Origin of the sequence: Bacillus cereus group sp. Bce019, assembly GCF_051781745.1 — a bacterium.
Lineage (GTDB): Bacteria > Bacillota > Bacilli > Bacillales > Bacillaceae_G > Bacillus_A > Bacillus_A cereus.
The window spans coordinates 104,305-129,197 of record NZ_JBPWJX010000018.1 but is presented as its reverse complement, the minus strand read 5'-3'; the positions used below and the strand labels follow the sequence as shown (position 1 = coordinate 129,197).

Here is a 24,893-nt window from a genome sequence, read left to right as displayed (position 1 = left end):
CTTCTTTTGTGAACTTGTATTCTTTTGTCATTTCATTCATCCTCTCATTTTGTTTTTTATTTTTATTTACAAATCTTAATTGACGTTGTTAACCCGATAATTACTCCTACACAAAGCGGCGTTGTTTCTGGTTGTACATCCGATGCTCCTTGGATTTCCGCTAATTCTTCCTCACTTAATTCATTTAGCGCTTTTCCAGATGGGTGTTTTGGTAAGTCTTTTAACTTTTCTCTTACTTGGGGATCTTTCCACGCCTCTACTAACTCTTCTTTTGTAAACTTGTAGCCTTTTGACATTTCATTCATCCTCTCATTTTGTTTTTTATTTTTATTTACAAATCTTAATTGACGTTGTTAACCCGATAATTACTCCTACACAAAGCGGCGTTGTTTCTGGTTGTACATCCGATGCTCCTTGGATTTCCGCTAATTCTTCCTCACTTAATTCATTTAGCGCTTTTCCAGATGGGTGTTTTGGTAAGTCTTTTAACTTTTCTCTTACTTGGGGATCTTTCCACGCCTCTACTAACTCTTCTTTTGTAAACTTGTAGCCTTTTGACATTTCATTCATCCTCTCATTTTGTTTTTTATTTTTATTTACAAATCTTAATTGACGTTGTTAATCCTATAATTACTCCCACACAAAGCGGTGTTGTTTCTGGTTGTACATCTGATGCCCCTTGAATTCCCGCTAGTTCTTCTTCACTTAATTCATTTAACGCTTTTCCAGATGGGTGTTTCGGTAAATCTTTTAATTTTTCTCTTACTTGGGGATCTTTCCATGCTTCTACTAACTCTTCTTTTGTAAACTTGTAGCCTTTTGACATTTCATTCATCCTCTCATTTTGTTTTTTATTTTTATTTACAAATCTTAATTGACGTTGTTAATCCTATAATTACTCCCACACAAAGTGGTGTTGTTTCTGGTTGTACATCTGATGCCCCTTGGATTTCCGCTAATTCTTCCTCACTTAATTCATTTAGCGCTTTTCCAGATGGGTGCTTCGGTAAATCTTTTAACTTTTCTCTTACTTGGGGATCTTTCCATGCTTCTACTAATTTCTCTTTTGTAAATTTGAATTTCTTAACCATTTCATTCCTCCTTTTGTTTTTCTATTCATTTGTTTATTTATTTGTTTGTTGTTCTCTACAGTTATAAATTTACAATATTCAAAGTTTTTAGGTAACTTCGCAAAATTGCATATTTTTAACATTTTTAAAATAAAAAATTCCTAACCTACAAAATGTAAGTTAGGAATTTCAGCTCCGGATTCAACAGTAAATAAACAATAATAGGCTAACAATAACATCAAAAAAGCCCTTTGCACGTGGTATTTTTACTTACCACACAAAGGGCTTCTGCACAAAATAATATTAAAGTTTATATAACGCGCCCAGAGGGATTCGAACCCCCGGCAGACGTGGTACCGGAAACCACCGCTCTATCCGACTGAGCTATGGGCGCATGATTATAGAAAACACTTCATTTTCTTCTCATAATAATAGCAATAAAATCCATCTAAATCAATAAAAATATCCCCGTAATACCTTATGCATCTTAGCTAAAAGCATATAAAATCTATTCCAACCCTAAATTTTCCAATCATAAATTCACCCCAACTCACAAATTATAATCTTTGAATTGATATTCCAAAGGGGGCTTCATTCAATGACTGTAATTACAAAATTAAAGCAAACTGTTTCTGGATTAAAAAGTGCACAAGCTAGCTTAGAGGGATTCGCTCTTGATACGGATAACCAACAAGCGAAGCAACTTTTCCAAACAGCTGCGCAGCAAACACAAACGATTATCGATTCTTTAAACCCACGCGTTGAAGAAGTCCAACAAGAAGAACCACAATACTCACAGCAATAACAAATCGGTCTTGCTGTGAAATAGAAAAAGGATGATATGCAGTCATCCTTTTTCTATCACATTACATATTGCAATAGGAATGGAATGATAATTATGCGAAAACTCGGCCTCATAACCGCATTATTTGCACTTCTATTTAGCTCTTTTACCGGATGTGATAATAGTCCTTTAGATAAAAAAGTGAAAGAAGAAGCAAAACGAACGGAGAAAGAAAAAGGTCCAAAGTTAACAAAGACGAGTACGGAATCCTTTAATCAATCTATATCACAAGGAGCGAAGAAAAGAGCTCTCGCTATGGATGAAATTATAAAAAGCACAGCAGTGAATTCAAATTTAGATCTCTACATAGCAGTTATACCGGAGCATCACGAAAGGTTTGGATTAAAACCTCTTCGTAAGAAGCTTCAAAAGCAGCTAAGTGATGAGCATCCTACTTTCGATGTTCGTGTCAGTACAGATAAAAAAATCTTTATGTTACTCGAAAAACTCGAAAGAAAAATTAAGGAAAAAGAAGTATCTAAAGATGAAATTAATAAACAATTAAAATTCATTGGTAAAAAAATGGAGTCTAACACTTAACGCTTTTTAAAAGAAAAGGAAGGATTGCAATGGCTAGTAAAGATAAAAACTTAACCCCTGTACAACAGGAGTATAAAAAATTCGAACAAGAACGCGAACCGAAACGACCTGTCTTAAAAAATTGTATAAAAGCCTTTTTCGTCGGTGGTTTTATTTGCTTCATCGGACAACTCATTTCTACTTTTTACATCACATATTTTGATTTCACTGAACGCTCAGCAGGCAATCCAACAGTCGCAACTCTCATTTTCATCTCCATGTTGCTAACTGGATTTGGTATATACGATCGTTTTGGACAGTTTGCCGGAGCAGGTACAGCTGTACCTGTTACTGGATTTGGTAACTCTGTTATTGCCGCGTGTATTGAGCATCGAACGGAAGGATTTGTCCTTGGCGTTGGCGGCAATATGTTTAAACTAGCTGGTTCTGTTATTTTATTTGGTGTATTTTCCGCTTTCGTCATCGCACTTATCAAAACGATTCTCGTTCAATGGGGAGGGCTATAAATGTTACAAGGACACCGAACGTGGGTATTTGAAAACAAACCAGTTATTATTTCGACGGGAGTCGTTGGCGGACCGTTTGAAGCAAAAGGGAAAATCCCAGAAGATTTCGATACCCTCCATGAAGATTTATGGCTCGGACAAGATTCCTATGAAAAAGCACATAAAATTTTATTTGAAGAAGCTTGTAGCCGCGCCACCGAAAAAGCAAAACTTCGTAAAGATGATATTCAATTTGTACTGGCAGGCGATTTAATTAATCAAATTACCCCTACAAGCTTTGCTTGCCGTACACTAGGCACTCCTTATCTCGGACTATTTGGCGCTTGTTCTACTTCTATGGAAGGTTTAGCACTTGGAGCAAGTATCGTAAATGCAAAAGGCGCAAAATATTTATTAACCGGGGCATCAAGCCATAACACCGCTGTAGAAAAACAATTCCGCTATCCTACCGAATATGGCGGGCAAAAACCACCTACCGCGCAGTGGACAGTAACCGGAGCAGGAGCCGCTATTTTAAGCGATACTGGACACGGTCCTAGGGTAACATCTGCCACAATCGGACGAGTGGTTGATATGGGATTAACAGATCCGTTTAATATGGGAGGTGCAATGGCTCCAGCTGCCGTTGATACAATTGAAGCCCACTTACGCGAACGCCAAATTGATGCCTCTTACTACGATTTAATCGTAACGGGTGACCTCGGACATGTCGGTCGCGAAATTGCTTATGACTTACTACATAAACACGGAACGAAAGTAACGAGCGAACAGTTTCAAGATTGCGGGTTACTCATTTATAGAGAAGGGCAACCTGTTATCGCTGGTGCTAGCGGACCAGGATGTTCTGCAACGGTCGTGTACGGTCATTTATTAAACCGAATGAAAAGAGGAGAGTTCAAAAAAATACTTGTCGTTGCGACAGGCGCTTTACTATCTCCACTTACATTCCAACAAGAAGAAACGATTCCGTGTATCGCTCATGCCGTTTCGATTGAATTTGGAGGTGCAACGCAATGATTTTTTTCTGGGCTTTCGTCATTGGCGGACTCATATGTGTAATCGGCCAACTTATGTTTGATGTCGGCAAACTAACACCCGCCCATACAATGGCAACACTCGTCGTTGCCGGAGCTATATTAGATGGATTCAATTTGTATGAACCATTAATTGATTTCGCTGGAGCTGGGGCAACCGTACCTATTACAAGCTTCGGTAATGCCCTCGTTCATGGCGCAATGGAAGAAGCTGCAAAACATGGCATCGTTGGCGTTATTACCGGCATGTTTAAAGTAACGAGCGCCGGTGTATCAGCAGCTATTATTTTCGGCTTCATTGGAGCATTGTTATTCAAACCGAAAGGATAAGAGGTGTTTATATGACTGTTATTGCTAGCGTAAAAACTTGCCTCGCTAGTGTAAGGGGAGCTCAAGCAAGCTTAAGTTCCCTTTCGCTAAACTCTACAGACGATGAAGCAAAACGCGTATTTCATGAATGTATGTTAGAAATGGACAGCATCATCGCTGATTTACAGGATAGGGTTTCATTATTAGAACGTGAAGAACCTCAATATAAAGGGTTTTAAGTAGACTGGAGGAAATGACTATGTCTCACCTGCCGGAATGGACACTTGTTATCCTTCGCTCTGTATTCATATTAATCATTTTATTCACTATTACAAAGTGCTTAGGAAAAAGGCAAATCTCTCAGCTTTCCTTTTTTGAATACATAGCAGGAATGACAATTGGCGATATCGCCGCTCAAATAGCTACAGGGCTTGATCAAAAGTTTTTCCACGGTGTCTTTGCCATACTTATTTTCGCCTCAGTACCCTTCTTTGTCGGAATTCTCTCCCTAAAAAACAAAACGGCTAGAGATTTTTTTGAAGGGAAGTCTACAGTGTTAATAAAAGATGGCAAAGTACTTGAGGATAATTTAAAGAAAGAGAAATATACAAGTGATGAGTTACTTGAACTTCTTAGAGGAAATGGTGCATTCAGTATAGCTGAAGTCGAATTTGCTGTCTTAGAACCGAGTGGAGAATTAAATGTATTATTAAAGAAAGATTCTCAGCCACTTACAGCAAAAGATCTAGGTTTAAAAGTGCCAAATGAAAAAGAACCACAAACTGTTATTATGGATGGAAATGTACTAGATGAACCTCTTTCAGCAAGCGGACATAACCGCGCTTGGCTACATTCAGAATTAGAAAAAATCGGTGTTGTTATTGAAAATGTCTTCCTCGGTCAAGTGGATTCATACGGACAACTTACTATCGACATTTACAATGACAAACTCCAAATGCCTTCTCCTCAAAACAAACCTTTATTATTAGCATCTTTAAAAAAATGTCATGCTGATCTTGAACTATTTTCCCTAGAAACAAAGTCGAAGTCAGCAAGCGAAATGTATAGTAAAAACGCGAAACAAATCGAAAAGATTTTAAATAAAGTAACCTATCTTTTAAAAGACTAATTATCGAAAGAACGCTTCAGTTAAAAGGCGTTCTTTTCTTTTTTCTCCAGTTTTCGTAACGTTTAAATTTATGTAATTCGGTTATGATGTTGAAGATACATAAGCAGGGAATTTCGAAAACATAGCGAATATTTCATGGTACAACTACATATTTTTTTGATTTAAAGTGGTTTCGTTTGACCTTTATTGACCATAATTGTATTATAAGACTAAGAAAGCTTTATAAGGAGGAAATAACAGATGAATTTAATTCCTACAGTAATTGAACAAACAAATCGTGGAGAACGCGCTTACGATATTTACTCTCGACTATTAAAAGACCGCATCATTATGCTTGGTAGTGCAATTGATGACAACGTAGCTAACTCAATCGTTTCCCAGCTTTTATTCTTGGAATCTCAAGATCCAGAAAAAGATATTCACATCTACATCAACAGCCCTGGTGGTTCTATTACAGCGGGTATGGCAATCTATGATACAATGCAGTTTATTAAACCACAAGTATCAACAATCTGTATCGGTATGGCTGCATCTATGGGTGCATTCTTACTTGCAGCAGGTGAAAAAGGAAAACGTTATGCACTTCCAAACAGTGAAGTAATGATTCACCAACCACTTGGTGGAGCACAAGGTCAAGCGACTGAAATCGAAATCGCTGCAAAACGTATCCTATTCTTACGTGAAAAACTAAACCAAATTCTTGCTGACCGCACTGGTCAACCACTTGAAGTACTACAACGCGACACAGACCGCGACAACTTCATGACAGCAGAAAAAGCTTTAGAATACGGTTTAATCGATAAGATCTTTACAAATCGTTAATAACTAAAAGCAGAAGCGGCTCGTTCAGAATCGCAGGGCGATGGAGTCCCTGATTCCGAGGCGCTTTTTGCCTCGAATGAAGGGGCGAAGCGACCGGAGATTCTAGCCGCTGGAGCTGGATATAACTAAAAGTGGAAGCGCCCTATAATTGGGCGCTTCTTTTATATATTGTTCCCCGCTCACATACCCCATCCAGTATCCCTCTAAATATATCAACGATTTTTCACTTATATCGAACAAAACTTAAATTATATCAACGATTTTTTTAATATATCAACGGTTCGACACAACATATCGATTTACCGACAATCTCCGACAAGGACAAACCAGCTAAATACCCTCCCCGCTAATCCGCACAAACAACAAAACAAAAAGCTATCGCATATACGCGATAGCTTCTTATTGTACATATGCAGCTAATGCTTCTAAAGCCTCTTCTGCATCTGAACCTTCTGTTGTAATTGTTATCATGCTTCCAGTTCCAATTGCTAAGCTCATAATCCCCATTATGCTCTTTGCATTTACTGTCTTTCCATCTTTCTCGATGAAGATATCTGCATGAAAGCGATTTGCCTCTTGTACAAACAACGCAGCCGGACGTGCTTGTAAACCGTTTTTTAATGAAACCTGAACTCGTTTTTGAACCACAGCTCCATTTCCCCTTTAACCTCTTATTTTTTTACTAACGTTTCCCCCGCGCGTAATTTCTCTGCGATTTCATCGATTTTACGCAAACGATGATTAATACCCGACTTACTAATCTTCCCCCCGGATACCATCTCACCTAACTCTTTCAATGTTACATCTTGATAATCTCTTCGTAATTGTGCAATCTCTTGTAATTTATCCGGCAAAATATCAAGACCAACTGTCTCATCAATATAACGAATATTTTCAATCTGTCTTAGTGCTGCACCAATTGTTTTATTTAAATTAGCTGTTTCGCAGTTCACTAAACGATTTACAGAATTACGCATATCACGTACGATTCGAATATCTTCAAATCTTAAAAGTGCATTATGAGCACCTATAATATTTAAAAACTCTGTAATTTTTTCTGCTTCTTTCAAATACGTAATGTACCCTTTTCTTCTTTCCAACGTCTTACTATTTAAATCAAATCCGTTCATCAGTTCACATATAGCATCATTATGTTCCTTATATAACGAAAAGATTTCTAAATGATAAGATGATGTTTCTGGGTTATTTACTGAACCACCTGCTAAAAATGCGCCACGTAAGTACGATCGTTTACAACATTTTTTCTCAATCAATTCTTGTGATATATTTCGAATAAATGAAAAGTCATCTCGAACGATATGAAGATCAGCTAATATTTCGCGAGACTTCTCAACAAGCCGCACAATATATACATTATTTTTCTTCAAGCGCATTTTTTTACGGACAAGCAATTCTACCGTCACGTCATATCCTTTTTTCAAAAGCGTATAAATCCTTCTTGCAATTGCCGCATTTTCCGTTTGAATATCGATAGATAGACGACGGTTTGAAAAAGAAAGCGACCCGTTCATTCGAAGTAACGCTGATAATTCTGCTTTCTCACAGCATTCCTTCATCTCAAGATTCGTCAACTCTTTCTTTGTTTCTGATGCAAATGACACAGTCAACACCTCCTTATACGATTATTATGGAACAAAATTCTTGTCCTATATGAATGAGGAGCGCTACCTCAAACGAGGCAACGCATATTTATAACAATGAATATAAAATGGACGCTAACTTTAACGTATCATGCCTTACAACATGATCATCATACTTCGCTAATCCCTCTTGAATAACATCAATATTATTTTCAACAAAACGTTCTTCATCCACTACAACTGGTGTAGACATTTCTTCCTCATATGACTTGCGTAATTCACAAGGAATCTCACGGTTATTTACAATTGCAGTATTGATAAATGGTTGCCCTAAATGATCGTGTAACGCCTGCACATGATCAAAAGCAGTATATCCCATTGTTTCACCCGCTTGTGTCATAACGTTACATACATATACCTTCTTCGCCTTTGCAGCAAGAACAGCGTCTCCAATTTTGTTAACAACTAAATTGGGCAATATACTCGTATACAAACTTCCAGGACCGAAAACAAGTAAATCAGCTCGTTTAATCTCAGCCAACGTTTCATGCAATGGCTCTACATCTTCTGGAGTTAAAAAGACACGATTAATCTTCTTTCCGTAATAAGGAATCTTTGATTCACCTGTTACAATTTCCCCATCTTCAAGTTCCGCATGAAGTACCGCACTTTGATTCGCTGCTGGTAATACACGTCCTCTGACATTTAATACTTTACTTGTTTCTGTAATTGCATGGAAAAAGTCTCCTGTAATCGAGGTCATACCTGCCAACAATAGATTTCCTAACGCATGACCTTTCAGTCCGTCTCCTGTTGTGAAACGGTGCTGAAATAAAGCTTCCACCAGTGGCTCTACATCCGATAACGCAACAAGTACGTTACGGATGTCACCTGGAGGTGGAATTTCTAGCTCATCACGTAATCTACCCGAACTGCCACCATCATCAGCAATTGTAACAACTGCTGTAATATCAACAGGATATTGCTTTAATCCTCTTAATAAAACAGAGAGTCCAGTTCCGCCTCCCATGATGACAATTTTAGGCTTTCTCTCTTTTTTCATCCCTTAATGGCCCTTTCTCTTCTCCACATCACGATGAGATACATGAACACTATACTCTGGTTTCAAATGTTTCCCAAGGTATTCTGTAAGCGTAACAGAACGATGCTGTCCACCTGTACATCCAATTGCAATTACAAGTTGACTTTTGCCTTCTCTTTTATAATGAGGCAGCATGAAAGTAATCAGATCCGTCAACTTCTCTAAAAACTTATGTGTCTCATTAAATTTCAGTACATACGAAGAAACTTCTTCATCTAGTCCTGTTAATGGCTTCATGTGTGGAATGTAATATGGATTTGGTAAAAAACGAACATCAAATACTAAATCTGCATCAATTGGAATACCGTACTTAAATCCAAATGACATAACATTTACACGAAATGCTTGCTCAGTTTCTGTTGAGAACAAGTGAACAATTTTTTCACGTAATTCTTTCGGTTTTAAATCCGATGTATCAAGCACAATATTCGCTCGTGCCTTCATATCTGTTAATAAATTACGCTCTGCTTCGATTCCCTTTAACGGCAAACCAGTTGGTGCAAGTGGATGCGAACGTCTCGTTTCTTTATAACGAGTTACAAGCGTACTATCTTTCGCATCTAAAAATAAAATATGAGGAATAATCCATGTACGTTCTGATAAATCATCAAGTGCTCCCCATAAATGTTCGAAAAACTCGCGGCCACGTAAATCAATACCAAGTGCCACTTTATTCATTTTCCCTTTTGAATCCGCCATAAGCTCAATAAACTTTGGCAATAACATCGGTGGTAAATTATCCACACAAAAATATCCTAAATCTTCAAAACTTTGTAAAGCTACTGTTTTTCCAGCTCCAGACATCCCTGTAATAATTACCATTTTTATATCATTATTCTCTGTCATTGTATCCTCTCCTTGACGGTTTAACTCGGATCTAATCGATATGAAAGCAACTCAAAATCTGGGGTATATACAAATGTACCGTAGATTATGCCATTTCCTTTAATTAAATAATCAATAATGTGATAATCTCCTGGCGCCATTGCTAAATCATCAATTTTATCAAATGTATGCCAACCAATGATGCCTTCTTCGCTCTCTAGTTTGTTTTCTCCTGCAAAATCTGTCGCTAAAAAGGAGAACATCATCCATTCAGAAACAACTTTATCACCTTCTTGGATGACAAAGGTGAAGACCCCCTTTAACGCTGGGTTTTTCAAATAAATACCTGTTTCTTCACGATACTCGCGAACAACGGAATCTCTTACAGTCTCACCACGCTCCATTTTCCCGCCTGGTGCAACCCACCAATTTCGGCGAGGTTTTTGGAGTAAGAGTACTTCATTATCTCTAATTAACACACAGTTTGTCACTCTTTGCATGTTTCTTCACCTCAGCTACTTGCAGTAAAATTCCTCACTGCATACTTCTTTCATTATACTATCAAAAACAGTTTGCTACAACGAAGGAGCCAGTCCTCTTTCGCTAAGCATATGCTACTCAGCAATTTTAAAAAAGCTTTCTATAACAAGCAATGTAAATGCTTATACTTTGAATGAATAGCATGAAAAATCCCCTTAACGATTTTTATCGCCAAGGGGATTAAAGCCCTTATTTCTTACCGAAATAAGTAACAATCGCAAATCCTAAAATAAAGGTAATGATTGAACTTATAATTGAAAATCCACCAGTCGGAATCCCAGGGAATACAATTACAATCGAACCGATTACAAGTCCAATAATTGCCGCAAATGTCATACTTTTATAACGATCTAATAAAAAACTAATGCCTTTACTACTTACAACAAATCCAACCATAACACCAGCACCGATAACCACGATTAAAGGTAAGTTAAGTGTAGTTAAAGCGTTAATTGCTGTTGGATACACACCAATAATTAATAAAATAAACGATCCACTAATTCCAGGAAGCAGCATGGCCATACTAGCCATCCATCCTGCGAAAAATAAACCAATTGCATTTAAAATTGTTAACGTCGTAATTGGATCTGCTGCCTTATCTGGTTTAAAGAAAGCTGTAATCGCAACAAGAATTGCTGCAACTATTAATAAAACGATGTGCTTACCTTTAAACGACGACTTTGCATCAGCTTCCCTCATTAACATCGGTAATATACTAATAATTAAACCGAGGAAGAAAAATTGAGTCGGTTCATAATGATTTGCAAGTAAATATTTAATAACGTGACTTAACGTTAAAAATGCCGCTGCCACACCAGCTGCAAGTGGAATTAAAAATCCTAAATGTTTTTTCCATTCACGACTAAAGAATCCACTAATTGCCGCAAGCAATTGTTCATAAATCCCTAACACAACAGCGATTGTACCGCCGCTCACACCAGGAATTAAATCACTAACGCCCATACAAAATCCACGATATATATTACGCCATTCCATACTGAATAAATTCCTCATTTCTTATAGTGATTTTTTCCGTAAAGTCCAGTATATCAATAAGAAAGCTTATAATCCTTATATTTTTTGACAAAACTTTGACATTTTCACACAAAAAAAGAAGAAAGCTCCTGTCGGTAGCTTTCTTCTCACAAGGTATATTATCCCTTATTTTTCTGATACAGTTTTTAATTCCTCTAATAATTCTTCTACGTAATGTTGTGCACTTTGCGCTGCAATACTACCGTCACCTGTTGCAGTTACAATTTGACGAAGCATTTTTTCACGAACATCACCAGCTGCGAAAATACCAGGAATTTTCGTTTCCATACGCTCGTTCGTTTCAAGGTAACCATTTTCATTTGTAATACCTAGTTCAACAAATGGTTTTGATAAAGGTAACATACCGATGTATACGAATACGCCGTCAGTTTTGACTTCTTTCTCTTCTCCACTATTTACGTCCACAAGTGTTACACTTCCTACTTTACCACTTGCTTCGTTGATTTCTTTTATCGTGTGGTTCCAAATGAAATCTACTTTTTCGTTTTGGAAAGCACGGTCTTGTAAAATTTTCTGTGCACGAAGCGTGTCACGACGGTGAACAATCGTTACTTTTGATGCGAAGCGCGTTAAGAACACACCCTCTTCAACAGCAGAATCTCCGCCGCCAATTACGATAAGTTCTTTTCCTTTAAAGAATGCTCCGTCACATACTGCACAATATGATACACCGCGGCCGCCAAGTTCTGTTTCACCCGGTACACCAATTTTTTTATACTCTGCACCGCTTGCAACGATAATTGCACGTGCTTTATATTCTTTTTTACCAGCAATAATTGTTTTGTATTCCTTACCATCGATGACTTCTTTTACATCACCGTATGCATATTCAGCACCAAATTTCTTTGCATGCTCGAACATTTTATTTGATAAGTCTGGTCCTAAAATAGACTCATAACCTGGGTAGTTTTCTACATCTTCCGTGTTTGCCATTTGGCCACCTGGAATACCACGCTCAAGCATTAATGTGCTTAAATTTGCACGAGATGTATATACTGCAGCTGTCATACCAGCTGGTCCTGCACCAATAATAACGACATCATAAATTTTTTCTTCTGACACACTATTCACTCCTATCCATTCCTACACAATTAAGTTACCCTCATTATACTGTTAGCATCATTTTTTTCCCAATGATTTGCTTATCTTATGTGTGCGTACGCTTAACAGCTTGCACATACTTTCGGACAGTCGCTACAGATACATTATATACATCTCCAAGCTCCGACTGTGTCATTTTATTTCCTTGTTCGCCGCGTACAATGTATTCAATCGCAGCTGACCAGCCGTACACATTTGTAAATATGTCTCCAGATGTATATAAACGTATGAACGTACAAAACCAAAAGTGTAAACACTCTTCAATTAATTCATCATCTTTTTTCGTATAATTGTATAATGCATCCGCGATTCTCGCGCACTGCTCAAATTGCTGTAAATCAGCTGGAATACTCTTATGACTATTAAGTAAAAAGAAGTACTTTGCAAGTTGTGATACGATGGGAACACCGTTCTTCGCTTGCGTTATATCAAAGAAGAATCCCACCTTCTCCGGCGTTGACAATTCATTCATTAAATATAAAGCTAGCATTTGTTCTTCTAGCGTCGCACTTTGCTGAAATGATTTTCGTAATTCTTCAAATAACACGTTTTGTCCTTCATCTGCTAAATTCAGTGCATTCCACGGTTCTTTTCCCTTTTTATCAGGATGCAATTCCACGACATATTGCCACATTTTTTCAGCTAGTTGCTGATCTTTCACCATATAAGCAGAATATGCAAACCAATAATAAAAACTAACGTCTCCCTCATATCCTTGACGCTTTAATAGTTTGAACCATTTATATGCATGCTCGAAATAACCAATTGTTGCAAGTGTAGTTCCCAGTTTCAAACGATGTTCAAATGAAATCGGATATACCGAAACTAGCTGTCCCGCTAACGCTTCTACCTGTTTATGCTCTCCAATTGAATATAGAAAAATAAGCGTATTACAAAGCGCATGTATATTACCAGGATTTTTCTCTAAAATCATTTCTGTTAACTTCAGCGCTTTGTCTACATTACCAGATTGAAAATGTGCAATGGCTAAATTATTATGACCTGACCAAAATTCCGGATAATCTTTCGTAACAATTTCTAATGTAGCAATTGCTTCTTCCAATTGTCCATTACGAATATAACGATTCGCTTCTTCCTGCATAACAATTAAATCATCTTCATCTTCAATCTCTTCCGCACCCATTGCTTCTTCTTCCATAATCTCAAGAAGTTCTAATGTATCTTCTACGAATTCCTTCTCTTTTGCAACTTCTAAATAACGATCTGCATATTTCTTCGCCTGTTGAAATAACCCCATATATGCATAATTATTTGCAATAAAATAATAGCACTGTTCAAGTTCTGGATTAGATCTAACTAACTTTAAGAAGATTTGATTCGATTCTTGATATTCACCAGCCTCAGATAATACTGATGCTAATTGACATAAAATAAACGGCTCCTTCTCACTTTGTGCCGCTCTTCGAAAATATTTAATTGCATCTTGCAATTTTTGTCCTTTGTAAGCTCTCATCCCTTTTTTATAAAAGAAGTCCGCTAATTGATTAAAAGAGATAACTTGTCCGTTCTCCTTATATATCCTTTGATTTTTCCCCATATATCCTCCAGTTTTTTGTTTTCTTCGTTCACACATTCTTCTATCTATAAGTATAAACGATTCCGTAAAAAACAAAACAGTATATTATACTCAATTATTTCCTTTTTATTCATAAAAAAAGAGGAGAAATGTTACATTTTCACCATGAACCTTCTCTGGCGGTCATTTGCTCTTTCGTATAAATAATACGCATTGGATTTCCACCTACGAAAGCACCGCTCGGTACATCTCTATGAACAAGTGTGCCAGCTGAGACAGTCGCACCGTCTCCAATTTTCACACCTGGTAATATTGTTACATTCGCTCCAATCATCACTTCATTTCCAATGACGATTTCCCCAAGTCGATATTCACGAATTAAATATTCATGTGCTAAAAGCGTTGTGTTATAGCCAATAATCGAATTCTCTCCCACAGTTATCTTTTCTGGGAACATAATATCCGGCATTACCATAAGCGCAAATGATGTTTTCTTTCCTACTTTCATCCGTAAAAAAGTGCGGTACAACCAATTCTTCACAGATAAAAATGGCGTGTAACGTGCAATTTGGATAATAATAAAGTTTTTCATTACCTTCCAAAAAGACACTGTTTTATACACATTCCATAATGAATTTTCTCCTGAAACAGGATAGCGCGTTGTCCGTCGCACTTAGCTCGCTCCTCTACTAACTTACTTGGACCTTTATGAACGGTTCATATTAGACAAAATCGGTAGCAAATCACTCATTTTATCTAGCATAAAGTCCGGCTTGTAAGCCTCTAAATACGCTCTACCTTTCAACGTCCATGAAACCGCAGCTGTTTTCGTCCCCGCATTTTGACCACCGACAATATCATGATGATTATCCCCAACCATCAATGCTTCTTCTGGTTTTGCATCTAATAATTCAAGCGCTTTTTGAAGTGGCTCTGGATGTGGTTTCACATGCTCTACATCATCAATTGTTACGACAACATCAAAAAATTCATCAAGCTTTGACAACTGTAATCCCATCTCAACGGTTTGTCTCGCTTTCGTTGTAACAATACCCACTTTATAACCTTGCTTCTTCAACTCTCGAACTGTTTCATATACAGTTTCATATTCTTCTACTAATTCATCATGATGATCATGGTTAAATTTGCGATAGCTTGTAATCATCTCTTCAACCTTATTTTCATCAATCTTACTGAAAGTATCATGCAAAGATGGACCGATAAATGGCAACACATCTTCACGCTTATATTGATTTGGATAATATGTATTTAAAGTATGTAAAAAAGAAGAAATAATAAGTTCGTTTGTATTAATTAAAGTTCCATCTAAATCAAATAAAACTGTATTTATTCTCATCGCCTTAGTCCTTTCGCCTTCCTGAATATGAAAGAAGCAGCATCTTATAATAAGATGCTACTTGTCTCTAATTTTCTAAATATCTTTTATCAGCTTGCCCCATTTTTCGTCTCACAATAATGAAAATAATAGAAATAACAACAAGTCCAATTGACATTACTTGTGCGATACGAAGTGGTCCTAGCATTAAACTATCTGTACGTAAGCCTTCTACGAAGAAGCGTCCTACTGAATACCAAATTAAATATGTGAAGAATAACTCCCCGCGACGTAAATTCACTTTTCTTAATGCAAGTAGTAAAATTACGCCTGCAAAATTCCATAATGATTCATATAAAAACGTCGGATGATAGTACACACCCTCAATATACATTTGATTAATAATGAAATCTGGTAAATGAAGACCTTCTAAAAACTGTCTCGTTACTTCATCACCATGCGCCTCTTGGTTCATAAAGTTTCCCCATCGGCCAATTGCTTGTCCTAGTAAAATACTTGGTGCAGCAATATCCGCCAACTTCCAGAATGAAACCCCGCGTCGCTTTGCAAAAAGAATCCCTGTAATAACCGCTCCGATTAAACCACCATGAATCGCCAAGCCACCTTGACGAATATTAATAATTTGACTCGGGTTTTGCGCGTAATATTCCCATTCAAAAATAACATAGTACATTCTCGCAAATAGAATAGCGATCGGTACTGCAATTAATACAAGGTCAACAAATGTATCTTTTGGAATACCTAGCCTTTCTCCCTCGCGAGTTGCTAGCCAAAGACCTAATAACACACCTGTACCGATAATAATCCCGTACCAATAAACAGGAAACGGCCCAAGTTGGACAGCTACGCGGTCAAGCTGCGGTACAGAACCTAACAGCATATGTATGACCTCCCTCTCCAAAGTTTACTCCTGATTTCCTAACTCAATTGCACTCATTAATCGTTCAGAGAACTGCTGTGCTGCATTGACTCCCATACGTTTTAAACGGAAGTTCATCGCTGCTACTTCAATAATAACAGCCAAGTTTCGACCAGGACGAACTGGAAGTGTAATCTTCGTAAGCTCTGTATCAATAATTTTCATCTTCTCTTCATCAAGACCTAAGCGATCGTAATTTTTCTTTTGATCCCAAATTTCAAGATTAATAACAAGTGTAATACGCTTATAATTTCGTACTGCCCCTGCACCGAATAACGTCATAACGTTAATAATACCTAGACCACGAATTTCTAATAAATGCTCGATTAAATCTGGTGAACTTCCGACTAACATGTCTTCATCTTCTTGACGAATTTCTACACTATCATCCGCAACAAGACGGTGACCACGCTTTACAAGCTCAAGAGCTGTCTCACTTTTACCAACACCACTTTGCCCTGTAATTAAAACACCAACACCGTAAATATCTACTAACACACCATGAACAGCAGTTGTTGGTGCTAACTTACCTTCTAAATAGTTTGTTAAACGACTTGATAATCTAGTTGTCGTTTGAGAAGAACGTAATAAAGGCATACCTGATTCACGTGATGCTTGTAATAACTCATCTGGTACATCTTGATTACGAGTTACAATAATACATGGCGTCTCCTCAGTACAAAGCGCTTTCATTCTCTCTTGTTTTTGCTCTGACGTTAACGTGTCAAAGAACGTAAGCTCCGTCTTTCCAAGAAGCTGCACACGATCTGCTGGATAATATGTAAAAAATCCTGCCATTTCAATTCCAGGTCGTGATAAATCACTTGTATCAATCGGACGATGAATGCCTTCTTCACCACTGATTAACTCCAATTGAAATTGTTCAATTAAATCTTTTGTCCTTACTTTCGGCATATGTATAAACCTCCACTCCGCTGCGGGTTCAGTCTCGTTTGATGTAAAATTCCATTCTATCGGATATTGTACCATTTTTTTCTGGAAACAAGAAATACGGTTTCTAATAAATAGAAAAAAACATTTCATACGAATAATGAAATGTTTTTCTTTTTGTCACTTTCTCTTTTTTTCATATAGAGGTTCAACAATTGCCTTTTCAATTATCATATTAAAAATTGAAATACAAATTGCCGCAACAATCGCTACACCAAATCCTGATATATTAAAAGCATCTCCTAATAATGAATCTGCCATTTTTAACGTAATCGCATTAATAACAATTAAGAAGAAGCCGAAAGTTACAACAGTAATTGGTAGCGTAATTAAAATTAAAAACGGCTTTACGAACACATTTAAAACCGCCAATATAATACTAGCAATAATTGCAGTTTGTATATTTGCTACGTAAAATGCATCTGGTGCAATCCCTTTTAAAAGTCCCGATACAGCGATTAACACAACGCTATTTACAAGAAGTGATACAATCCATCTCATTTCGTCACACATCCTTTTAAACATATATATTTCATCATACGCTAATAGATAATAAACGCAAGTATGATACGAACACTTATATCAACTTATTCTATCTTTCATGCTTGTATACCTACTAACATGCTTACCAGTTTTTCCTCGTAAAATAAAAACCGAGCGTCATTTCCACTCGGTTTTCATCAATAAACTTATTGCGATAACTCTACTTCTTTTATTTTCTCTTTCATTCTTGCTTTATCACGATTTAAAATCTCTTTTAAATACTTACCTGTGTATGAGCGTTCTTCTTTCACTACTTGCTCTGGCGTTCCGGAAGCAACGATTTGTCCACCTTTATCTCCGCCCTCTGGTCCAAGGTCAACGATATAATCAGCTGTTTTAATTACATCTAAATTATGTTCAATTACAAGTACCGTCTCACCGCTCTCAACAAGACGTTGCAACACTTCTAGAAGACGTGCAATATCATGCGCATGCAAACCAGTCGTTGGCTCATCTAAAATATATAGTGTACGTCCTGTAGAACGACGGTGTAATTCAGAAGCTAGCTTCACGCGCTGTGCTTCACCACCAGATAACGTTGTTGCTGGTTGACCTAATTTCATATAACCAAGCCCAACATCTACAAGCGTTTGAAGTTTACGCTTAATTTTAGGAATATTGGCGAAGAATTCTACTCCATCTTCAATTGTCATCCCTAACACTTCAGAAATATTCTTATCTTTATATTTCACTTCTAACGTTTCACGATTATATCGTTTACCGTGACAAACTTCACACGGAACATACACATCTGGTAGGAAATGCATTTCAATTTTAATAATTCCATCACCACGGCACGCTTCACAACGGCCACCTTTTACATTAAAGCTGAAACGTCCTTTTTGATATCCGCGCACTTTCGCTTCATTCGTTTGTGCAAACACATCACGAATATCATCGAATACACCTGTGTACGTCGCTGGATTAGAACGTGGTGTACGACCAATTGGTGATTGATCAATATCAATTACTTTATCTAAATGTTCAAGACCTTTAATCTCTTTATGAGTACCTGGCTTCGCTTTCGCTTTATATAACTTTTGAGCTAGCGATTTATATAGTACTTCATTAATCATCGTACTTTTACCAGAGCCAGATACCCCTGTTACCGCTACAAACGTACCGAGTGGGAATGACATTTTCGCATTCTTTAAGTTATTCTCTTTTGCGCCGACAATCTCTACTTTACGTCCATCACCTTTACGTCTTTCAAGTGGAACTGGAATAAACTCTTTACCACTTAAATACTTCCCTGTTAATGAATTCTCATCTTGCATAACTTCAGCCGGCGTCCCCGCTGAAACGACCTGTCCACCGTGAATACCTGCACCAGGCCCTATATCAAGTAAATAGTCAGCAGCCATCATCGTATCTTCATCATGTTCAACAACGATTAACGTATTACCTAAATCGCGCATTTCTTGCAATGTACGAATAAGACGATCGTTATCACGCTGGTGTAAACCAATTGAAGGCTCATCAAGAATATAAAGTACGCCAGTTAGACGAGAACCAATTTGCGTCGCTAAACGAATACGCTGCGCCTCACCACCTGATAAAGTTCCTGCGGCACGACTTAACGTTAAATAATCTAAACCAACGTTCACTAAGAACCCAACGCGCTCCTGAATTTCTCTTAAAATTAAATGAGCTATTTTTTGTTGCTTCTCCGTTAGCTCTACATTCGAGAAGAATTCTTGTACTTCTTGAACTGAATACTTCGTTACGTCAGCAATCGTTTTATTGCCAACAAATACAGCTAAACTCTCAGGCTTTAAGCGTCCACCTTTACACTTTGGACAAGCTTGTTCTGCCATATACTTTTCCATTTGCTCACGAATGTAATCGGAACTCGTTTCGCGATAACGACGTTCAATGTTTGGAATAACACCTTCAAATAAAATCTCATTTTCCTTTACTTGACCAAATTCATTTACATAGCGGAAATAAACTTTCTCTTCCCCGCTTCCGTACAACACTTTATCAAATAAATCTTTCGGTATATCTTTCACAGGCATATCCATATCAACGCCGTAGTGATTACATACAGATTGTAAAAGTTGTGGATAGTATTGTGAACTTGTCGGTTCCCAAGGTGCAATCGCATGTTCATTTAATGATAAATCCCAGTTCGGGATAACAAGCTCTAAATCTACCTCTAGCTTTGAACCAAGTCCATCACAAGAAGGACATGCTCCGAACGGACTATTGAATGAGAACATACGCGGCTCTAATTCTCCAATTGAAAAACCACAATGCGGACAAGCGTGATGTTCACTAAACAGAAGTTCCTCTTCTCCCATAACATCAATTAACACTCGGCCTCCGCCAAGCTTTAATGCACTTTCAAGTGAATCAGCAAGGCGGCTTGCGATTCCTTCTTTTACAACAATACGGTCAATTACAACTTCAATGGAATGCTTCTTATTTTTATCTAACGTAATATCTTCAGATACATCAAGCATTTCACCGTCAACGCGAACACGAACATATCCTTGCTTCTTAATATCTTCAAGTACTTTTACATGCGCACCTTTACGCCCAGAAACGATAGGCGCTAACACTTGTAATTTCGTACGTTCAGGATATTCAAGAACACGGTCTACCATCTGCTCTACTGTTTGTGACGTAATTTCAATGCCATGATTCGGACAAATTGGCGTACCAATTCGTGCAAATAATAAACGTAAGTAATCATAAATCTCCGTTACCGTTCCGACAGTTGAACGTGGATTACGACTCGTCGTTTTTTGATCGATTGAAATGGCTGGTGACAATCCTTCAATCGTGTCCACATCTGGCTTATCCATTTGTCCTAAAAACTGGCGCGCATACGCAGATAATGATTCTACGTATCTGCGCTGCCCTTCTGCATAAATCGTATCAAATGCTAATGATGATTTCCCCGAACCAGACAATCCCGTTACAACGACAAGCTGATTTCTCGGAATGGTTACATCAATATTTTTTAAGTTATGTGCTCTAGCACCTTTTACAACGATAAAATCCTTGCTCTTACTCACTTTTTTCACCCTTCCGCTTTTAATTCTAATAGTAAATCTCTTAGTTCAGCTGCACGCTCGAAGTCTAACGCTTTTGCTGCTTCTTTCATTTCTGCTTCCATCTTCGCAATTGTCTTTTCACGCTCTTTTTTCGTCATCTTCTTAGCTGGCGTTGCTTCATACGTTTCCGTTTCTTCAGCAGCTGTCGTTGCACGAATTACATCACGCACACCTTTTTGAATCGTTTTCGGCGTAATACCATGCTCTTCATTGTAAGCTTCTTGTATACTACGACGACGCTTCGTTTCTTCAATCGCAATTCCCATAGATTTCGTTATACGATCTGCATACATAATAACGCGGCCGTTTTCATTACGCGCGGCACGACCGATTGTTTGAATTAATGAACGTTCTGAACGCAAGAACCCTTCCTTATCAGCATCTAAAATAGCTACAAGTGATACTTCCGGAATATCTAATCCTTCTCGCAATAAGTTAATGCCGACAAGTACATCAAATTTACCGAGGCGAAGATCGCGGATAATTTCAATACGTTCTAACGTTTTAATTTCAGAGTGAAGATAGTTAACTTTAATTCCTACATCTTTTAAGTAATCCGTTAAATCCTCTGACATTTTCTTCGTTAAAGTCGTAATTAATACACGTTCATTTTTTGCAATACGATCTTGAATCTCTCCTAATAAATCGTCAATTTGCCCTTCAATTGGTCGTATATCAATTGGTGGATCTAAAAGCCCTGTTGGACGAATAATTTGTTCTATTACTTCTGGCGACTGCTCTAACTCATACGGTCCTGGCGTTGCTGAAACATAAATAACTTGATTCGTTTTCTCTTCAAACTCATCGAATGTGAGCGGTCTATTATCTAAAGCTGACGGCAGACGGAATCCATGATCCACAAGCACTTGCTTACGCGCTTGGTCCCCGTTATACATCGCTCTTACTTGCGGTACTGATACGTGCGATTCATCCATAACGATTAAGAAATCTTTCGGGAAATAGTCTAATAGCGTATACGGCGTTGCCCCCGCTGGACGAAGTGTTAAATGACGGGAGTAGTTTTCAATACCTGAACAAAATCCCATCTCGCGCATCATTTCTAAATCATAACGTGTACGCTGTTCTATACGCTGCGCTTCTAACAACTTGCCGTTATCATTTAATTCCTTTAAACGCTCTTCTAATTCTTTTTCGATATTTTCAATAGCGACCTTCATCTTTTCTTCACGTGTAACGAAGTGAGATGCTGGGAAGATTGCTACATGATCACGTTCTGCTAATACTTCACCTGTTAACGCATTTACTTCACGAATACGATCGATTTCATCACCGAAAAATTCGATTCGAATACAATGCTCATCAAGTGATGCCGGGAAGATTTCAACTACATCTCCTCGCACACGGAATGTACCACGCTTGAAATCAATATCATTACGTCCATACTGTACATCAACAAGTTCACGAAGCAATTGATTACGGTCTTTTTCCATACCAACTCGAAGCGAAACAACTAGCTCGCGGTATTCTTCTGGAGAACCTAAGCCATATATACACGAAACACTCGCAACAATAATTACATCGTCCCGTTCAAATAATGCAGACGTTGCCGAGTGACGCAATTTATCAATTTCATCATTAATCTGCGCATCTTTTTCAATAAACGTATCTGTTTGTGGTACATACGCTTCTGGCTGATAATAATCGTAGTAACTAACAAAATATTCAACTGCATTATTCGGGAAAAAGTCTTTCAACTCACTATATAACTGCCCTGCTAACGTTTTATTATGAGCCATAACAAGTGTTGGCTTTTGCACTTCTTTAATAACATTTGAAATCGTAAATGTCTTACCCGTTCCTGTTGCTCCAAGCAACACTTGCTTTTTCTTTCCACTATTAATTCCCTCTACAAGCTTCTCTATAGCTACCGGCTGATCACCTTGCGGGGAATACGCTGAGACAATTTCAAATTGACGTTCCAAAAAAATCCGACCTCCTCATAAAAAATCTGTATTATTATTTTACCACGAATGCCCATAAAAAACCTAAAAAAACGAACAGATATTCGGTAAAGTTTTCGACAATATATACATAGAAAAAGGAAGGAGTATATACTTCCTTCCTCTACTAGCTCTATTTTTTAGGTACATATAATACGTCATATCCATTGCGCCCATCTTCATTCGTACAATCTATTAGCCTATAAATGGTTCCTGATTCGCGCTCGTCTTTCACAATACTTTTACAACTATCTTTATATAACCCTTTATTATCACCGGCAAATTGGTCTTTTCTATTATCTGACACATAAAGTATATCGTGCTTACTACGCTCTAACATTTGAAAAATCGGGTCACCTTCATGGGTATATTGTACAATTCTTATTTTATCAACTTTCCCTTGATCAATATTTAAAACGAACTGTTCAAATTTATTTAGATTGGAAATTCCTGTTCCCTTTACAACGACATCAGTCTTCTTATCAATTGCAGTGTTAGATTGTGAGCATGCTACTAAACTAAAGAGAAATATCCATATAAAACTAGTTCTTTTTCCTATTGTCATCCTCTCCTATAAAAATTATTTGTATACCGCAAAAGCTACTTTCCCCTAAGAAAGTAGCTTCTTGTTACCTTTCTCCTTCTTCGGAAAAATCACATATGAAAATGAAATTGCTGTATCAACTAAAAATACAATCGCCCACACTTGGCTCACGCGACTTGCAGCTTTATTTAAAACGATTCCCGATTCTAACCAATTACCCCATTGTTCAAATGGAATAAATCCATACGCGAAGAAAAAGAATATGTGCACACCAACGAATAAAACAAGATGTAATACCCAATTTTTTATTTCCTGCTTTGCATAGGCCATGCCTGTTAATTCTACCTGTTCTTCAATAATAGGCGCCGGTTCATTACGCCATTTCGCAACTGATTTTTGTGCAAGTATATCAAGCTTCTTCAAATCCTTTTTCCCGTAGAAAACTGCATACAATAAAATAATTACAGTAATAATTTGAAAGTTAGAGAACTTTCCTGTTTGATAATAGTCCACTACTCCTAAAGTTAAAATAAACACTTCATTTACGAGGAGTACAATTCCCATAATAAAACTCGCCTTTTTCAAACGGAATCCGTAGCGAAGTAAAAAGAAACCGATAGCTGATAACCAAAATACAATTTCTGCCCCAATTAAAAAATACCAACGATATTCTGCGAGTATGCTCATTTATCCTTCTCCCTTTCATCATAAATACGAAAAGCCTCATCCATATACACTAAAAGTTCTTCTTCAATTGGATACATGCTCATTTTCTGTGAATCTTCCTTCGATTTTCTAACTTCCCATAACTTATCTAAAAACGCTTCATCACCATTGGCCATTTCTAAACACTTCTGCATTAATCTCTTCATTGCCCGTTGTACCTCATCACTAGCAGCTTCTTTACCGTCTTTCATAAAAGTGCGTAATTGCTTTAATAAATCTACCATTCTAAAACATTCGGATCTTCCTTACTCATGTTTGGTAAATTATGAAGCAATTTTTGTTCTTCCTTTGAAAATACTTCATTTTGAAATATTTCACGTATACGAGAAGACCGCTTCGAAAGCTGAATCAGTTCAAACATAACTTTCCAATCGAGTTCTCCCTCCACATCTACCGAATAAACAACTGCTTGTAAAACACTCTCCATTCGATTAAATTTCTTTTGTTCTTCCTGTACAAACCGAAGTTGTTTTTCAAGCGAATTTTTTAAATCCAGCTCACCTTTTACTAACATATTCGCAGTTTCTTTTAATGAAAATCCCATTTCTTTTAAAAATAAAATTTGTTGCAAACGAATAACGTCATTTTCACTATATAACCGATGTCCACCCTCTGTTTTTCCGCTCGGCTTTAATAAATCTATTTGATCATAATAACGTAGTGTACGTACTGTAACCCCTGTTTCTCTCGTCAATTCTTGTATTGAAATCACTACCATCACCTCTTCCCTTTCATTATAAAAGATGACGTTACGTAACTTTCAAGCTTTTTGTAAAAAAAATACAAAAAGCTGTTTATACAAAATGTATAAACA

At 37.4% G+C, this 24,893-nt stretch carries 29 protein-coding genes, 1 tRNA gene and 1 pseudogene; 8 read left to right on the top strand and 23 right to left on the bottom strand.

Translation table 11 applies throughout. The features are described 5' to 3' along the window. Nucleotides 1-62: 62 nt before the first annotated feature. The 5 genes from ACS2QP_RS21440 to ACS2QP_RS21420 form a co-directional block, all read right to left on the bottom strand. Entirely contained in the window at nucleotides 63-296 is a 234-nt protein-coding gene (locus ACS2QP_RS21440) for a mersacidin family lantibiotic (RefSeq protein WP_000033704.1), read from the bottom strand. Nucleotides 297-327: 31 nt separating this feature from the next. After that, nucleotides 328-561, bottom strand: coding sequence for a mersacidin family lantibiotic (locus ACS2QP_RS21435; protein WP_000033704.1), 234 nt, complete (start codon nucleotides 559-561; stop codon nucleotides 328-330). Between the two features lie 31 nt (nucleotides 562-592). Further along, nucleotides 593-826, bottom strand: coding sequence for a mersacidin family lantibiotic (locus tag ACS2QP_RS21430; RefSeq protein ID WP_029443584.1), 234 nt, complete (start codon nucleotides 824-826; stop codon nucleotides 593-595). A gap of 31 nt (nucleotides 827-857) precedes the next feature. Then, the gene (locus tag ACS2QP_RS21425) at nucleotides 858-1,091 is read right to left on the bottom strand and encodes a mersacidin family lantibiotic (protein ID WP_438882806.1); all 234 of its coding nucleotides are present in this window, start codon (nucleotides 1,089-1,091) and stop codon (nucleotides 858-860) included. Nucleotides 1,092-1,388: 297 nt separating this feature from the next. After that, nucleotides 1,389-1,464, bottom strand: a tRNA-Arg gene (locus ACS2QP_RS21420). 204 nt (nucleotides 1,465-1,668) lie between these two features. Here ACS2QP_RS21420 and ACS2QP_RS21415 point away from each other — a divergent pair. The 8 genes from ACS2QP_RS21415 (at nucleotide 1,669) to clpP (ending at nucleotide 6,254) form a co-directional block, all read left to right on the top strand. Continuing rightward, nucleotides 1,669-1,875, top strand: a complete 207-nt coding sequence (locus ACS2QP_RS21415; RefSeq protein ID WP_000216166.1) for a DUF1657 domain-containing protein — start codon at nucleotides 1,669-1,671, stop codon at nucleotides 1,873-1,875. Between the two features lie 93 nt (nucleotides 1,876-1,968). Then, nucleotides 1,969-2,454, top strand: coding sequence for a YhcN/YlaJ family sporulation lipoprotein (locus ACS2QP_RS21410; protein WP_001228543.1), 486 nt, complete (start codon nucleotides 1,969-1,971; stop codon nucleotides 2,452-2,454). 29 nt (nucleotides 2,455-2,483) lie between these two features. After that, the gene (gene spoVAC, locus ACS2QP_RS21405; RefSeq protein WP_000146953.1) at nucleotides 2,484-2,960 is read left to right on the top strand and encodes a stage V sporulation protein AC; all 477 of its coding nucleotides are present in this window, start codon (nucleotides 2,484-2,486) and stop codon (nucleotides 2,958-2,960) included. Beyond that, nucleotides 2,961-3,977: a stage V sporulation protein AD gene (gene spoVAD / locus ACS2QP_RS21400; RefSeq protein WP_000938963.1), complete on the top strand. Its 1,017-nt coding sequence runs from the start codon at nucleotides 2,961-2,963 to the stop codon at nucleotides 3,975-3,977. It begins immediately after the preceding gene. Next, nucleotides 3,974-4,324: a stage V sporulation protein AE gene (gene spoVAE, locus ACS2QP_RS21395; protein WP_000575919.1), complete on the top strand. Its 351-nt coding sequence runs from the start codon at nucleotides 3,974-3,976 to the stop codon at nucleotides 4,322-4,324. The genes spoVAD and spoVAE overlap by 4 nt, the downstream gene beginning before the upstream one ends. An 11-nt stretch (nucleotides 4,325-4,335) precedes the next feature. Continuing rightward, on the top strand, nucleotides 4,336-4,542 hold the full coding sequence (locus ACS2QP_RS21390; RefSeq protein WP_000215913.1) for a DUF1657 domain-containing protein: 207 nt from the start codon (nucleotides 4,336-4,338) through the stop codon (nucleotides 4,540-4,542). 20 nt (nucleotides 4,543-4,562) lie between these two features. Next, the gene (locus ACS2QP_RS21385) at nucleotides 4,563-5,432 is read left to right on the top strand and encodes a DUF421 domain-containing protein (RefSeq protein ID WP_000018930.1); all 870 of its coding nucleotides are present in this window, start codon (nucleotides 4,563-4,565) and stop codon (nucleotides 5,430-5,432) included. Nucleotides 5,433-5,672: 240 nt separating this feature from the next. After that, nucleotides 5,673-6,254, top strand: coding sequence for an ATP-dependent Clp endopeptidase proteolytic subunit ClpP (gene clpP / locus ACS2QP_RS21380; RefSeq protein WP_001049162.1), 582 nt, complete (start codon nucleotides 5,673-5,675; stop codon nucleotides 6,252-6,254). A 399-nt stretch (nucleotides 6,255-6,653) separates the two neighbouring features. Here the strand turns inward: clpP and ACS2QP_RS21375 are convergent, their stop codons facing one another. From ACS2QP_RS21375 to ACS2QP_RS21290, 18 genes and pseudogenes are all read right to left on the bottom strand, one after another. After that, nucleotides 6,654-6,902, bottom strand: coding sequence for an HPr family phosphocarrier protein (locus tag ACS2QP_RS21375; RefSeq protein ID WP_000250307.1), 249 nt, complete (start codon nucleotides 6,900-6,902; stop codon nucleotides 6,654-6,656). 23 nt (nucleotides 6,903-6,925) lie between these two features. Further along, a complete protein-coding gene (gene whiA, locus ACS2QP_RS21370; protein ID WP_000006558.1) occupies nucleotides 6,926-7,876 on the bottom strand; it encodes a DNA-binding protein WhiA in 951 nt (316 codons plus the stop codon). An 88-nt stretch (nucleotides 7,877-7,964) separates the two neighbouring features. Continuing rightward, on the bottom strand, nucleotides 7,965-8,918 hold the full coding sequence (locus tag ACS2QP_RS21365; protein WP_000712188.1) for a gluconeogenesis factor YvcK family protein: 954 nt from the start codon (nucleotides 8,916-8,918) through the stop codon (nucleotides 7,965-7,967). 3 nt (nucleotides 8,919-8,921) lie between these two features. After that, entirely contained in the window at nucleotides 8,922-9,803 is an 882-nt protein-coding gene (gene rapZ, locus ACS2QP_RS21360) for an RNase adapter RapZ (RefSeq protein ID WP_000138459.1), read from the bottom strand. A gap of 20 nt (nucleotides 9,804-9,823) precedes the next feature. After that, nucleotides 9,824-10,282, bottom strand: a complete 459-nt coding sequence (locus ACS2QP_RS21355) for an NUDIX hydrolase (protein ID WP_001190080.1) — start codon at nucleotides 10,280-10,282, stop codon at nucleotides 9,824-9,826. 229 nt (nucleotides 10,283-10,511) lie between these two features. Further along, a complete protein-coding gene (locus ACS2QP_RS21350; protein ID WP_000455196.1) occupies nucleotides 10,512-11,318 on the bottom strand; it encodes a DUF368 domain-containing protein in 807 nt (268 codons plus the stop codon). A gap of 165 nt (nucleotides 11,319-11,483) precedes the next feature. Then, entirely contained in the window at nucleotides 11,484-12,440 is a 957-nt protein-coding gene (gene trxB / locus ACS2QP_RS21345) for a thioredoxin-disulfide reductase (protein ID WP_001288078.1), read from the bottom strand. A gap of 85 nt (nucleotides 12,441-12,525) precedes the next feature. Next, on the bottom strand, nucleotides 12,526-14,037 hold the full coding sequence (locus ACS2QP_RS21340; protein ID WP_000517720.1) for a tetratricopeptide repeat protein: 1,512 nt from the start codon (nucleotides 14,035-14,037) through the stop codon (nucleotides 12,526-12,528). Between the two features lie 139 nt (nucleotides 14,038-14,176). Further along, the gene (locus tag ACS2QP_RS21335) at nucleotides 14,177-14,689 is read right to left on the bottom strand and encodes an acyltransferase (RefSeq protein WP_001255070.1); all 513 of its coding nucleotides are present in this window, start codon (nucleotides 14,687-14,689) and stop codon (nucleotides 14,177-14,179) included. Between the two features lie 33 nt (nucleotides 14,690-14,722). Beyond that, nucleotides 14,723-15,373, bottom strand: coding sequence for a pyrophosphatase PpaX (gene ppaX, locus ACS2QP_RS21330; RefSeq protein ID WP_001222402.1), 651 nt, complete (start codon nucleotides 15,371-15,373; stop codon nucleotides 14,723-14,725). A gap of 67 nt (nucleotides 15,374-15,440) precedes the next feature. Further along, nucleotides 15,441-16,253, bottom strand: coding sequence for a prolipoprotein diacylglyceryl transferase (gene lgt / locus ACS2QP_RS21325; RefSeq protein WP_326263306.1), 813 nt, complete (start codon nucleotides 16,251-16,253; stop codon nucleotides 15,441-15,443). Between the two features lie 24 nt (nucleotides 16,254-16,277). After that, on the bottom strand, nucleotides 16,278-17,207 hold the full coding sequence (gene hprK, locus ACS2QP_RS21320) for an HPr(Ser) kinase/phosphatase (protein ID WP_001127250.1): 930 nt from the start codon (nucleotides 17,205-17,207) through the stop codon (nucleotides 16,278-16,280). A 156-nt stretch (nucleotides 17,208-17,363) separates the two neighbouring features. Further along, entirely contained in the window at nucleotides 17,364-17,744 is a 381-nt protein-coding gene (locus tag ACS2QP_RS21315) for a phage holin family protein (RefSeq protein WP_001267313.1), read from the bottom strand. 188 nt (nucleotides 17,745-17,932) lie between these two features. Beyond that, entirely contained in the window at nucleotides 17,933-20,809 is a 2,877-nt protein-coding gene (uvrA, locus tag ACS2QP_RS21310) for an excinuclease ABC subunit UvrA (RefSeq protein ID WP_119684125.1), read from the bottom strand. 5 nt (nucleotides 20,810-20,814) lie between these two features. Then, complete coding sequence (gene uvrB, locus ACS2QP_RS21305) at nucleotides 20,815-22,791, bottom strand: excinuclease ABC subunit B (RefSeq protein WP_000441059.1); 1,977 nt, start codon at nucleotides 22,789-22,791, stop codon at nucleotides 20,815-20,817. A 151-nt stretch (nucleotides 22,792-22,942) separates the two neighbouring features. Beyond that, nucleotides 22,943-23,374: a DUF4362 domain-containing protein gene (locus ACS2QP_RS21300; RefSeq protein ID WP_242259332.1), complete on the bottom strand. Its 432-nt coding sequence runs from the start codon at nucleotides 23,372-23,374 to the stop codon at nucleotides 22,943-22,945. Nucleotides 23,375-23,419: 45 nt separating this feature from the next. Beyond that, complete coding sequence (locus tag ACS2QP_RS21295; protein WP_438882805.1) at nucleotides 23,420-24,040, bottom strand: hypothetical protein; 621 nt, start codon at nucleotides 24,038-24,040, stop codon at nucleotides 23,420-23,422. Then, nucleotides 24,037-24,797 (bottom strand): annotated as a pseudogene (locus ACS2QP_RS21290) (MerR family transcriptional regulator). Before ACS2QP_RS21290 ends, ACS2QP_RS21295 begins: the two are co-directional and overlap by 4 nt. Nucleotides 24,798-24,893 lie beyond the last annotated feature (96 nt).